This window comes from Streptomyces sp. NPDC094143 (assembly GCF_040303825.1).
GTDB lineage: Bacteria > Actinomycetota > Actinomycetes > Streptomycetales > Streptomycetaceae > Streptomyces.
This window is the reverse complement of the sequence record NZ_JBEOTZ010000016.1, coordinates 1-12,117: the sequence shown is the minus strand read 5'-3', so window position 1 is coordinate 12,117 and position 12,117 is coordinate 1. Positions and strand designations below refer to the sequence as shown.

Annotated in this window: 12 protein-coding genes and 2 pseudogenes; 8 read left to right on the top strand and 6 right to left on the bottom strand. The window is 73.2% G+C overall.

Translation table 11 applies throughout. The features are described 5' to 3' along the window. The first annotated feature begins 47 nt into the window (after window positions 1–47). Window positions 48–1,214: a xylose isomerase gene (xylA, locus tag ABTZ58_RS20915; RefSeq protein WP_351358577.1), complete on the top strand. Its 1,167-nt coding sequence runs from the start codon at window positions 48–50 to the stop codon at window positions 1,212–1,214. Window positions 1,215–1,564: 350 nt separating this feature from the next. Then, window positions 1,565–1,921, top strand: coding sequence for a hypothetical protein (locus tag ABTZ58_RS20910; protein WP_351358574.1), 357 nt, complete (start codon window positions 1,565–1,567; stop codon window positions 1,919–1,921). Between the two features lies 1 nt (window position 1,922). Here the strand turns inward: ABTZ58_RS20910 and ABTZ58_RS20905 are convergent, their stop codons facing one another. Continuing rightward, window positions 1,923–3,224, bottom strand: coding sequence for an SWIM zinc finger family protein (locus tag ABTZ58_RS20905; RefSeq protein WP_351358572.1), 1,302 nt, complete (start codon window positions 3,222–3,224; stop codon window positions 1,923–1,925). Continuing rightward, complete coding sequence (locus tag ABTZ58_RS20900) at window positions 3,221–6,037, bottom strand: SCO1167/SCO6262 family helicase (RefSeq protein ID WP_351358569.1); 2,817 nt, start codon at window positions 6,035–6,037, stop codon at window positions 3,221–3,223. Before ABTZ58_RS20900 ends, ABTZ58_RS20905 begins: the two co-directional genes overlap by 4 nt. A gap of 365 nt (window positions 6,038–6,402) precedes the next feature. Here ABTZ58_RS20900 and ABTZ58_RS20895 point away from each other — a divergent pair, with 365 nt between their 5' ends. Beyond that, window positions 6,403–6,585 (top strand): tail-anchor membrane protein, encoded by a 183-nt coding sequence (locus ABTZ58_RS20895; protein WP_351358566.1) that lies wholly within the window; start codon window positions 6,403–6,405, stop codon window positions 6,583–6,585. A gap of 97 nt (window positions 6,586–6,682) precedes the next feature. Here ABTZ58_RS20895 and ABTZ58_RS20890 read toward each other — a convergent pair whose 3' ends face one another. Both ABTZ58_RS20890 and ABTZ58_RS20885 read right to left on the bottom strand, forming a co-directional pair. Next, window positions 6,683–7,540 (bottom strand): hypothetical protein, encoded by an 858-nt coding sequence (locus tag ABTZ58_RS20890; protein WP_351358563.1) that lies wholly within the window; start codon window positions 7,538–7,540, stop codon window positions 6,683–6,685. A gap of 137 nt (window positions 7,541–7,677) precedes the next feature. Further along, window positions 7,678–7,974 carry a hypothetical protein gene (locus tag ABTZ58_RS20885; RefSeq protein WP_351358561.1) on the bottom strand — a complete coding sequence of 99 codons (297 nt, stop codon included), beginning with the start codon at window positions 7,972–7,974 and terminating at the stop codon, window positions 7,678–7,680. A 97-nt stretch (window positions 7,975–8,071) separates the two neighbouring features. Here ABTZ58_RS20885 and ABTZ58_RS20880 point away from each other — a divergent pair, with 97 nt between their 5' ends. Further along, window positions 8,072–8,974, top strand: coding sequence for an oxygenase MpaB family protein (locus tag ABTZ58_RS20880; protein WP_351359013.1), 903 nt, complete (start codon window positions 8,072–8,074; stop codon window positions 8,972–8,974). 132 nt (window positions 8,975–9,106) lie between these two features. Here ABTZ58_RS20880 and ABTZ58_RS20875 read toward each other — a convergent pair whose 3' ends face one another. Then, complete coding sequence (locus tag ABTZ58_RS20875) at window positions 9,107–9,706, bottom strand: class I SAM-dependent methyltransferase (protein ID WP_351358558.1); 600 nt, start codon at window positions 9,704–9,706, stop codon at window positions 9,107–9,109. Window positions 9,707–9,858: 152 nt separating this feature from the next. Here ABTZ58_RS20875 and ABTZ58_RS20870 point away from each other — a divergent pair. Both ABTZ58_RS20870 and ABTZ58_RS20865 read left to right on the top strand, forming a co-directional pair. Further along, window positions 9,859–10,035, top strand: a pseudogene (locus tag ABTZ58_RS20870) (MHYT domain-containing protein); the annotation flags it as partial. Window positions 10,036–10,155: 120 nt separating this feature from the next. After that, window positions 10,156–10,764, top strand: coding sequence for a GTP-binding protein (locus tag ABTZ58_RS20865; RefSeq protein WP_351358555.1), 609 nt, complete (start codon window positions 10,156–10,158; stop codon window positions 10,762–10,764). Between the two features lie 16 nt (window positions 10,765–10,780). Here the strand turns inward: ABTZ58_RS20865 and ABTZ58_RS20860 are convergent, their stop codons facing one another. Further along, window positions 10,781–11,209, bottom strand: coding sequence for a PPOX class F420-dependent oxidoreductase (locus ABTZ58_RS20860; RefSeq protein WP_351358553.1), 429 nt, complete (start codon window positions 11,207–11,209; stop codon window positions 10,781–10,783). A gap of 104 nt (window positions 11,210–11,313) precedes the next feature. Between ABTZ58_RS20860 and ABTZ58_RS20855 the strand changes: the two genes are divergently transcribed. Both ABTZ58_RS20855 and ABTZ58_RS40235 read left to right on the top strand, forming a co-directional pair. After that, window positions 11,314–11,727: a roadblock/LC7 domain-containing protein gene (locus tag ABTZ58_RS20855; protein ID WP_351358550.1), complete on the top strand. Its 414-nt coding sequence runs from the start codon at window positions 11,314–11,316 to the stop codon at window positions 11,725–11,727. A 190-nt stretch (window positions 11,728–11,917) separates the two neighbouring features. Then, window positions 11,918–12,034 (top strand): annotated as a pseudogene (locus ABTZ58_RS40235) (DUF6397 family protein); the annotation flags it as partial. Window positions 12,035–12,117: the final 83 nt, after the last annotated feature.

Sequence of the window (12,117 nt, the reverse complement as noted above, 5' to 3'; positions counted from 1 at the left end):
TGTAAATCGGCATGACGAAATAGCCCCAGCGAGCAAGGAGCCGCGGCATGAGCTACCAGCCCACCCCCGAGGACAGGTTCACCTTCGGCTTGTGGACCGTCGGCTGGCAGGGACGGGACCCGTTCGGCGACGCCACGCGGCGTGCCCTGGACCCGGTCGAGACGGTGCAGCGCCTGGCCGAGCTAGGCGCCCACGGCGTCACCTTCCACGACGACGACCTGATCCCCTTCGGCTCGACCGACACCGAGCGCGAGGCCCACGTCAAGCGCTTCCGGCAGGCGCTGGACGCCACGGGCATGAAGGTCCCGATGGCCACCACCAACCTCTTCACACACCCGGTCTTCAAGGACGGCGCGTTCACCGCCAACGACCGCGACGTGCGCCGCTACGCGCTGCGCAAGACCATCCGCAACATCGACCTCGCCGTCGAGCTCGGCGCCGAGGTGTACGTGGCCTGGGGCGGCCGCGAGGGTGCCGAGTCGGGCGCCGCGAAGGACGTCCGCGCGGCCCTGGACCGGATGAAGGAGGCCTTCGACCTGCTCGGCGAATACGTCACCTCCCAGGGCTACGACCTGCGCTTCGCGATCGAGCCCAAGCCGAACGAGCCGCGCGGCGACATCCTGCTGCCGACGGTCGGCCACGCCCTGGCGTTCATCGAGCGCCTGGAGCGTCCGGAGCTGTACGGCGTGAACCCCGAGGTCGGGCACGAGCAGATGGCCGGGCTGAACTTCCCGCACGGCATCGCGCAGGCGCTGTGGGCGGGCAAGCTGTTCCACATCGACCTCAACGGCCAGTCCGGCATCAAGTACGACCAGGACCTGCGCTTCGGGGCCGGTGACCTGCGGGCCGCGTTCTGGCTGGTCGACCTGCTGGAGTCGGCCGGCTACACCGGCCCGCGCCACTTCGACTTCAAGCCGCCGCGGACCGAGGACCTCGACGGCGTGTGGGCCTCGGCGGCCGGCTGCATGCGCAACTACCTCATCCTCAAGGAGCGCGCGGCCGCGTTCCGTGCCGACCCGGAGGTCCAGGAGGCCCTGCGGGCGGCCCGTCTGGACGAATTGGCCCAGCCGACCGCGGCGGACGGACTGCAGGCCCTGCTCGCCGACCGTTCGGCCTTCGAGACGTTCGACGCCGAGGCGGCCGCGGCCCGCGGCATGGCCTTCGAGCGTCTGGACCAGCTGGCCATGGACCACCTGCTGGGGGCGCGCGGCTGATTCGTGCCTGTACGGGGGGCGGGGGTGGGTGCTGGGGCGCGGTGGGCTGCGCGCGCGTGGGGTCCCGGCGGCGGCACGGGTGTGTGGGCCCCGGCGGTTGCATGCGCGTGTGGTCTACGGCCAACTGCACGCGCGCGTGGTCCCGGCGGTCACACAGGCGTGTGGTTCCCGGTTGTCGCACGCGCGCGTGTTACCGGCTTCCGCACATGCGCGTGCGGGCCTGTCGGCCGGTCAGGGTGACCGGCCGACGGGCCCGTCATGCTCCGGAACCATGCGGTCCGTGCCATGAGTCCGTATCAGCTTCCGCGCGCCCCTCCCGCGCCGAGCGGTACGCCGCGACTCTGGTCCGTATGGCCATGCCGCCCGTACCGCCCCGTCCGCCCGGTCCTCCCCGGCGCCGCAATCCGCTGTTCCTGCTGCTGGCCGTACTCGTGGCCGTCGCGGCCGTGTCCGTCGTGGTGCTGATGGCCTGGGGACGCGACGACTCGCCGCACGAGGACGAGCCGCCCGGATCGGGTTCGAGCAGCACGTCCACGCCCTCGTTCGGCATTCCCACCCGGCTGCCGAGCGACCTGCCGACCGCGCTGCCCTCGGGCTTCCCGACCCGGCTGCCCAGCGATCTGCCCAGTGACCTGCCGACCCGGCTGCCGAGTCATCTGCCCAGTGGGTTGGAATCGCTTCTTCCGTCCCTGGACCTCGGTGAGTGAGCTACTGCCCTGAGCCCGGCGCGGCTGCGTCGGCGGCGAGCTCCGCCGACGCGAGAGCCGTGGCAGGGTCCCGGGCCGCGGCTCCGACGGGCAGCCAGCGTCCGCGTACCTGGCGGTAGGGCCACCACCGGCCGTCCCGGCCCAGGCGCAGCTGTACCGGTGCGGCGACGGCCGTCCACCGGTTGGCCCGGGCCCGCAGCTCGGGTTGTTCGTCCGCGTCCCAGGCCGAGTCCAGGGCGGCACGCGCGCGTGCGAGCGCTTCGCCCTCCACACGCCACTCCTCGTCGAGGACGGACAACGCCTCCGCGCCACCGTGGCGCCACGCGCGTACGGCGGCCGCCAGCCCCTCCCGGCCGCGTCCAGAGCCGTCGGCGAGACGGTCCGCCACCTCCCGGTGGGGAGCGGTCTCCTGCCTGGCGGCAGCCTCCTGCCCGGCTTCGCCCGCGGCCAGCCGCACCGCGTCCTGCGCGGGCGTCAGCTCCGCCTCGAAGGCGCCTCGGAGCGCCTGCCCGAGCAGTCGGTGGGCCCGTCCGGCCGTGCGCGCGGCCAGGAACTCCAGCGCGGCCGGGTCGACGCCGGGCGCGGGCACCGTCTCGGCGTCCAGGGACGGCGGCACACCGGGCCCGTCGGGCAGAGCCGGAAGTTCCGGGAGCGGCGGCAGGATGTCACCCGCGGCGTAGGCCTCGGCGGCGTCCACGCCCTCCGGTCCGGCGGACTCCCCGGTGGACGCGGCGCTGCGCCGCTGCAGGTCGCCCAGCAGGCCGTCCTCGGCACGCCCCCGCATCAGCAGCAGGACGAAGGGGTCCTGGTCCAGCAGCCGCGCCACCTGGTAGCACAGCGCCGCCGTGTGCCCGCAGTGGTCCCACGCTCCGCAGTCGCACTCCGGCTCCAGGTCGCCCAGGCCGGGCAGCAGGTCGACGCCCTCCGCCGCCGCGTCCTCGACCAGGTGCGGCGGCATCTCCCGGTCCAGCAGCGCCGCCACGTGCCCGGCCCGCTCCACCGTCATGTCCAGCAGGCGGTCCCACTGCCCGGGCGACAGCTGCTCCAGCAGGACGTCGGCCCGGTGCGCCGTGCGGTCGCGGTCCTGGACGACGGCCGTGAGCCGGCCCGGACGGACCGACACCGCACCGACCGCTCCCGCGCGGGCGAGCCGGCGGCCCGCCTTGAGCTGCGCGTTGTCCAGCGCCGTGTCCTCCAGCGCCTTCAGCCACGCCTGTCCCCACCAGGTCTGTGCGAAGCCCCGCCCAGGCGCGGGCGGCAGCGCCGCGAACGTGCGTTCCGTGTCACCGTCGTACCCCGTCATCGCAGGCCCCCTCGCAGTGCGACCAGATCGGCCAGTTCCGCGTCCGTCAGTTCGGTGAGCGCCGCCTCGCCGGAACCGAGGACCGCGTCCGCCAGCGCCCGCTTGCGGGTCAGCAGTTCGGCGATGCGGTCCTCGATCGTTCCCTCCGCGATGATCCGGTGCACCTGCACGGGCCGGGTCTGCCCGATGCGGTAGGCACGGTCCGTCGCCTGGGCCTCGACGGCCGGGTTCCACCAGCGGTCGTAGTGCACCACATGCTCGGCCCGGGTGAGGTTCAGGCCGGTGCCGGCCGCCTTCAACGACAGGAGGAACACCGGTACTTCACCGTCCTGGAAGCGCTGCACCATGGCCTCGCGCTCGGCGACGGGCGTGCCCCCGTGCAGGAACTGCGAGGGCGTGCCGCGGGCGGCCAGGTGCCGTTCCAGGAGGCGGGCCATGCGCACGTACTGCGTGAAGACCAGCACGCCCGCACCCTCGGCGAGGATCGTGTCGAGCAGTTCGTCCAGCAGTTCGAGCTTCCCGGAGCGCCCGGAGATCACCGGCCGCTCCTCCTTGAGGTACTGCGCCGGGTGGTTGCAGATCTGCTTCAGGCCGGTCAGCAGCTTCACGATCAGCCCGCGTCGCGCGATGCTGCCGGCGCCGGAGATGTCCGCGAGCGCCTCCCGCACCACGGCCTCGTACAGCGCCGTCTGCTCCGGGGTGAGCGACACGGCGTGGTCGGTCTCCGTCTTCGGCGGCAGCTCGGGCGCGATGCCCGGGTCGGACTTGCGGCGGCGCAGCAGGAACGGCCGTACGAGCCGGGCCAGACGGTCCGCGGCGGCCGGATCCCGGCCGCCCTCGACGGCCTCCGCGTAGCGCCTGCGGAAGGTGCCGAGCCGGCCCAGCAGCCCCGGGATCACCCAGTCGAGGATCGCCCACAGCTCCGACAGGTTGTTCTCCACCGGGGTGCCGGTGAGCGCCACGCGCGCGCGTGCTCCGATGGAACGCAGCTGCCGCGCGGTGGAGGAGTACGGGTTCTTCACGTGCTGGGCCTCGTCCGCCACGAGCATGCCCCAGGGCACCTCCGCCAGCCGGGCCGCGTCCAGGCGCATCGTGCCGTACGTGGTGAGCACGAACTCGCCGTCGGCGAGGCCCGCCAGATCCCGGCGTGGGCCGTGGAAGCGCCGCACCGGCGTACCGGGCGCGAACCGCTCGATCTCCCGCTGCCAGTTGCCCATCAGGGAGGTCGGGCAGACCACCAGGGTGGGACCGGCGGACTGCGCGTCGGCCTGCCGGTGCAGGTGCAGCGCGATCAGCGTGATCGTCTTGCCGAGCCCCATGTCGTCGGCGAGACAGCAGCCCAGCCCCAGCGACGTCATGCTCGCGAGCCAGTTCAGGCCCCGCCGCTGGTAGTCCCGCAGGGTGGCCGCGAGGGCGGCCGGCTGCGCCACGGGCCGCTGTGCCTCGGGGTCGGCCAGCCGCTCCCGCAGAGCCGCCAGCCAGCCGGTGGGCCGTACCTCGACGCGCCGGCCGTCCACCTCGGTCCAGCCCGTCAGGGCGGCTCCCAGGGCGTCGACCGGGGTGACCTTACGGTCCTGCCGGGAGCGGGCGAGTGCCACTTCCCGAGGGTCGATCAGGACCCACTGGTCGCGCAGCCGAACGACCGGGCGCTTGGCCTCGGCGAGCCGGTCCAGCTCCGCGCGGCTCAGATTCCGGTCGCCGAGTGCGAAGGACCAGTCGAAGGCGAGCAGCGCGTCGGCGGACAGGAACGACGGCACGGCGGCGGAGGAGCGGCCGCCGTCCCGCTCGTCGTCGGAAGGCCCCACCTCCGCGCGCGTGGTGAGCCCGCGGGCCAGTTCCCGCGGCCAGTGCACGTCCACGCCGGCCGTCGCCAGGGCGTGGGCCCCCGCGCCGAGGAGCTCGGTGACCTCGTCGTCGGTGAGTTCCACCGCGTCCGGCACGGTCGCCGACAGCAGGGGGGTGAGCGGGGCCCAGGCTCGGGCGGCCCGGCGCAGGGCGAGCAGGGCGTCCATCCGCGCGCGGGGGCCGAGAGCCTCGCCCGCGGTGCCCGCCCAGATGTCGGCGGCGTCCGCGACGAGCGCCGGGTCGCTCACGCCGTGCACCTGGAGCACGGCGCGGAACGTCACGTCGGCGTCGGCGGCGTCGGCGGCGTCGTCATCGGCCGTCCCGGTCAGGCCGTGGGCCTCGACGCGCAGCGACAGCCGCACGCCCGCGTCGAGACCGGCGGCGATGCCGGCGGCCCAGGGGCGCTGCTCGGGCAGGTGCACCGGTGCCGGTGACGCGTAGGCGGGTCCGCCGGTCACCAGAGGCGCGGCGGGGGAGCGGGGCAGGCTGTCGGCCACGGCGTCGAGGAAGGCGCGCAGGAGCTGCTCCGGGTCGGGCAGTCGCAGGGGCCCGGCGCCCGGCAGTGGCACGGCGTGTGCCTCGGGTGGCATCGCGGCGGCGAGCCGGCGCAGGGCTTCGACGTCCTGGGCGCCCAGCGGGCCCGTGCGCCAGGCGTCGTGGTCGCTCGGCGACAGCCCCGGCAGCAGCAGTCCGCGCGCCACGAGGTGCAGCGCCTGGAAGGCGGCCGCGCCCCAGAAGACGGTGGCACGGTGACCCTGTCCGGTCACCCGCGCGCGGGTGAGGAGCGGCAGGGTCGCGTCCACCGGCATCAGCACGGCGGGCACGTCCACCGCCTCGACCCCGTCACGGCCGGGCACGGCGACGGTCAGCTCCGAGACGGATCCCGGCGGGACGGCCGGAGGCGGGTCGCCGTCAGGCCGCCAGAAGGCGACGGTGCCGGTGCGGGCCGGGTCGCCGGGCAGGAACACGGCGGCGCACCGGGCCAGTTCGGGAAGATCGGAGAGGGCGGAGGAGAGAGGGCAGGAGGGTGCCGGGGGACTCGACTGCTCGGTTATGGCTGATTCCTCAAATTTGACTAGTGGAGTCGGAGTCGCCGAGGGTACAGCACTTTGCGAGCGGGCGGGTTTGGGGCGGGTATGGCCTGGCTGTGAGGTGGGTCACTATGGATGGGCGGTGAGGTGCGTCGCGGTGTTCTGCCGCGGCGGTTCGTTTTCTCAGGGTCGCCTCGGGGTCGCGCTTCAGGGACGTCTCAGGGGCGGCGTTGGAACCGCCGGAAACGCGGCGCCGTTTTTCAGGACAGAGAGCGGCAGTGGCCGCGAAGGAGGCGACAGTCATGTCGAAGAACGCCAAGATCGCCGCGGGTGGTGCGGCGGCCGGACTCATCATGCTGATCTGGCTGCCCTGGTGGGCCGCGCTTCTGATCATCCTGGGAGTCCCGGCCGCCGCCTACCTCACGCTCGATCCCGCACAGCGGCGCAGGCTGCGCCGCGTCACCCGCAAGGAACTGGGCCGCTGATCGCCCGGGCCGTTGATCGTCCGGATCGCCCCTCCCGTGCGCACCGCTGATGCGTCCGGAGCGTCCACCCCGTTCGAACCGCTGATCGCCGGACCGCTCAGGCCGGCCGTACCGCCATCTTGTCGAGCGCCGCGAGGAGACCCGGCAGCTCCGGCCCCCGGCCCACCGGCAGTACCTCGCCGGGTTCCTCGTCCAGCAGCACGAAAGCGATGTCGTCGGTCCTGGCCACCAGCGACCAGCCGGGGCCGTCGGCTCGCAGGGTCCGCGCGTCGCCCGGCGCGAACGACGAGCGGACCCGCCCCAGCGGCGGCGGCGTGTCGATGTAGGTGCGCGCCTCCGCCAGGACGCGCCGGATGCCGCTGTGGCCGGCCGGCCCGTTCTCCCCTCCGCCGTCCGGGCCGTCGGCGGCCTCGTCGCCGTCATCCGGCGTCGCCGCCGTCCCGGGCTGCGGGAAGGCCGCGTCGTCGACCTGCTCCCGCCACGTCGCCCACTGCAGCGCGATCTCGTCCGCGCCCAGGCGTCGTTGGGCCGGACCCCACACGCTGGTGTCCGGCGGGGCCAGCGGCGGCCGGTCGTCGGCCTCCGGCCCGGGATCGTGCGGCGCGGGCACGCCGGGCGCCGCTACGGCCACCGCGAGGGGCCAGCCGGGCAGGGCCGCGACCACCGTGCGCTCGTCGGGCGACAGCTCGTACTCCATGCCGCAGTCCCATGACGCGATCGCGACCGCCACCAGGGAGACGTCGTCGATGACCACCGTCCACCGGGCGCCGTCGCCGTCCTGGCCGAGCACCAGCCCGTAGCCGTCGGCGAGCGGCGCGAGGCCGAGCGCCGCGCACGCCTCCGGGTAGTCGTCGCCCAGCACGCTCGGGAACTTCGCCGGCGTCAGCAGCACCGCCGTGAGCACATAGAGCGCATCGTCCGCGGCGGCGACGGCGTCCTCGTCCGTCCCGGCCATCCCAGCACCCCCATCCATTCGTCCGACGGCGCGCACCCTAGTGCGAGCGGAAGCCGCTTGTCACGACCTCGCAAGCGCATCCGGAGCTGCAGCTTTCCGGCGGACAGGGGCGAATCGGCCGTCCGGCGCCCGGTCCCTCACGCCGCCGGCAGCCCCAGCAGCTCACGGGCCACGGTCCCGGGTGACTCGCCGCGCTCGCGCGCCAACGCGACCACGGCCCGGCAGGCCAGCTCGTTCACCCCGAACGACAGCGCCTCCGGCGACACCCAGCCGGCCGCCTCGTCGGCCCGTTCCTGGTCGTCCTGCGCGCTCGCCGTGACATAGGCGGCCGCGGCCTCGAAGAGGTTGTGCGGGCGCTCACCGCCGCCCGTCCTCGGCTCCGGGCGCAGGGCGTGAGCGACTCTCCCCCCGGCCTTGCGGACCCTGTCCCACATGCTGACCACCTTCCCCCGGTGCGCTGCCCCGTTCGCGGTTCATCTCCCGGCCACCAACGTAGAGTTGGAGCTTCGCAGGCAGAAGGGGGACGGCACGGTGAAGCGGTTCGAACAGCTCGGACGAATCCGCGGTATGGACCCGTACCGCGAGGCCACGGAGATCTACCGGCTCAGTGTGGCCTACGAGTTTCCCTGGGACTTCGCCCGCTCCCTGGAACTGGCCCTGTACCGCACGTACGCCGTCCCGAGCATCGGCCGGCTGCTCGCACGGACCGCGGAGCTCACGGACCGCACGCAGAAGCGCTACGACGACACCTCGCTGCTCCTGGACACCGTCGTCGAGCACGGCTTCGGCAGTGAGCAGGGCCGGACCGCGATCCGCCGCATCAACGGGATGCACCGCAGCTACGACATCAGCGACGAGGACATGCGCTACGTGCTCTGCACGTTCGTCGTGATGCCGAAACGGTGGATCGACGCCTACGGCTGGCGCAGGATGTCGCGCCACGAGACCGTCGCCAGTGTCGTCCACTACCGCACGCTCGGCCGCCACATGGGCATCAAGGACATCCCCCGGACGTACGAGGAGTTCGAGACCTGCCTCGACGACTACGAGGCGGCCCATTTCGCCTGGGACGAGGACGCCCGCCGCGTCTCGGACGCCACGCTCGACCTGATGGCCTCCTGGTACCCGCGCCCGCTCGCGCCGCTGCTGCGCACCGCGACCCTCTCGCTGCTCGACGACTCGCTCCTGGAGGCGTTCCGCTACACCCCGCCGAGTGCCGTCACGCGCGCGTGGGTACGCCGCGCGGTACGGCTGCGGGGGCGTGCCGTCCGGCTGCTGCCGCCCCGGCGCGCCCCGCACTTCGCCCGCCAGAACCGGGAGGTCAAGGGCTACCCGAACGGCTACGAGATCGCCGAACTGGGGACGTGGCCGGTGCCGGGCGTACGGGGCTGCCCGGTGCGGCATACGGGACTGCCGGGCGCTGCGGCCGGGTGAGGGAGCCCTCTTTTCGCTGCGGTCGGCGCGAGGGGGCGCAGTCCTCGCGGCTGTCGGCGCGAGGGGGCACTCAGTCCTCGGAACGTCGGGTGAGAGGGCGCGTGGTCCTCGCGGACGTCGGGTGAGGGAACCTCAGTCCTCGCGGACGGCCAGGGCCAGGAAGCGGGTGTCCTCGTCGACGTACGACGTCAGCCGCCACCCCGAACCGGCCAGGAGAGGACGAAGGTTGGGCTCCGCGCGCAGGTCGTCCGGGGTGAGCGGACGACCGTGGCGGGCCGCGAGGGCCGCCCTGCCGATCGGGTGGAACAGCGCCAGAACACCACCGGGGCGCACCACACGCGCCAGCTCCCGCAGGTCCTCGGCCGGGTTCGGCAGATGCGAGATGAGCCCCGCCCCGAACACGGCGTCCAGGGACCCCGCGCGCAGGGGCAGCGCGGCGACGTCAGTGTGCAGCAGCGTCCCGTCACGGTCCCGTCCGGCCCGCACGGCCTCCCGCAGCATGGCCGGGGTCAGATCGGCCCCCAGCACCACCCCCGAGGGCCCCACGGCGGCACGCAGGGGCGGCAGGGCACGTCCGGTGCCGCATCCGGCGTCGAGGACACGGTCTCCCGCGCGCAGCCCGAGTTCCGCGACCGCGGCGGCGTAGGCCGGGCCGTCGTCGGGGAACCGGGTGTCCCAGCCGGCGGCGCGGGCGGTGAAGAACTCCTGGACACGCGTCTGGTCGTCGCTCATGCACCGCATGATTCCTCACCGGCAGGGATGACGCCTCAGCGCACACGTTCGAGCGTGACCCGATCGTTCCGGCGCATCGCTGCGTCATATTGCAAGAGCTCTCGAAATGCGCCCCCTTTGTGTGCCTGCTCCGGGTCTAGGGCCCCGGGGCCATGGGACATCTGGACCACGCCGCCCTGGGGTGGCTGACCCCCGCGCTGTCGTACGTGATGGCGTGCACAGGCGCCGCCCTCGGGCTGCGCTGCACCGTCCGCGCGCTCGCCGCCACCGAGCGCTCGCGCCGCAACTGGCTCGTCACCGCCGCCTCGGCGATCGGTACGGGCATCTGGTGATCGAAGGGCTGAGGGCGCTGTAGCCGAACCCGCGCGGATGACTGCACATCCGGCGTGGACGAACCCGCATCCCACCCGCAGGCACGTCACCATTGCCGGCACTCCCGAGAGTGAACAATGGTCTCCGAGCACTGCGACGCCGCGGACGGCGGGAGCGCCGCGCTGGCGTTGCAGCTTCTGGTCGCCGGCGGATTCGGGGTGGGCAAGACCACCCTGGGCGGCGCCGTCAGCGAGATCCGGCCGCTGCGCACCGAGGAACTCCTCAGGGAGACGGGCCAGTCGGTGGACGACACCGACGGCGTGGACCACAAGACCACCACGACCGTCGCCATGGACGCCGGACGCATCACCATCCACTCCGGCCTGTCCCTTTACCTGTTCGGCACGCCCGGCCAGGACCGCTTCTGGTTCCTGTGGGACGAGCTGCCGCAGGGGGTGCTCGGTGCGGTGGTGCTCGCCGACACCCGGCGCCTGGAGGACTGCTTCCCCGCCGTCGACTACTTCGAGCACCGGCGCGTCCCGTTCGTCGTTGCCGTCAACTGCTTCGCGGGCGCCCGGCGGCACGGCGCCCCGGACGTCTCGCGCGCCCTCGACCTCGGCCGGTGGGGCACGCCCGTCGTGCTGTGCGACGCGCGTGACCGCGCCTCGGGGAAGGAGGTGCTGATCCGGCTCGTCGAGTACGCCGGGCGGATGCACACCGCCCGGCTCCTCGACTCCGTCGGCTGACCCGGTGACCGCGTGGTCAGTCCGCGACGTTCCGCTCCGCCAGGACCCGGTCGATCGTGACGCGTACGAGGAGTTCGCCCGGCACGCCGTTGCGGGCGCCGAACTCCTCGGCGCGCTCCTCACCCATGTACCGGCCGCCGATCCGGGTGGCCCAGTGGCGAACCTCGTCGAGCTCCTCCGAGACCCGGGCGCGGCCCGTGAGCACGACGAAGGAGAAGGGCGGCCGGTCGTCGTCCACGCACACGGCGACGCGGCCGTCCCGGACGATGTTGCGCCCCTTCACACTGCTCTTGCCGGTGCTGAACACCAGCTCGTCCCCGTCCAGCACGAACCAGATCGGGGTCACGTGCGGGCTGCCGTCGGCGCGGACCGTCGACAGCTTTCCGGTGCGGGTGCCGTGGGAGACGAACTCCCGCCATTGCGCGTCGGTCATCTTCTCTGCCATGGCTCCCATCCTCCTTGCCCCGCCCGCGGTCCTGGGGAAGGCTGGCGTGGAGATCCTCCGGCCAGGAGGAGAATCGCACGGGGAGAAAACGGGGAGATCGGGACATGGCGCAGAACCAGGGACTGGACTGGCTGCTGGACGACCTGACCGAGCGCGTCCATGACGTCCGGCACGCACTGGTCCTGTCCAACGACGGCCTGGTGACGGGCGCGAGCACCGGACTGCGCCGCGAGGACGCCGAGCACCTCGCGGCCGTGTCGTCCGGCCTGCACAGCCTGGCCAAGGGCTCGGGACGGCACTTCGGCGCGGGCAGCGTCCGCCAGACGATGATCGAGTTCGACGACGCGGTGCTCTTCGTCACCGCGGCCGGCACGGGCAGCTGTCTGTGCGTCCTCAGTGGCGCGGAGGCCGACATCGGTCAGATCGCGTACGAGATGACACTGCTGGTCAACCGGGTCGGAGAGCACCTCGACGTGGACGCCCGCCAGCCCGAACGGAAGCTGACCACAGACACCTGACCTACCCGTTCTCCATCTGCCGCGGAGTTATCCACAGGCTCGCCACGAGGCGCGCGGAAACGGCTACGGTTTTCTCACGGCGACCGCGTGCGACAACAGCACGCGACGACGAGCGCCGCGACCGCACGCTGCGGCCGGCACGCTGCGACCACACACCGCCGTGCCGCTGACTCCACGGGGGAGACCAACCATGTCAGGCACCATCACGACAACCGACCATCCCACCTTCGCCCCGAGCCGGGCCGCCCGCGAACTGGACCTCAAGCGCGGCGAATTCGATCTCGCGGTGCACCTGGGACTTAGACGGTGTCCTATGTGGTGATCGCTCGTTGGTCCGTTCATGGGGCGGGGTACGTGGAGTTGGATTGTTCCGGACGGCTTGTGGGAGCT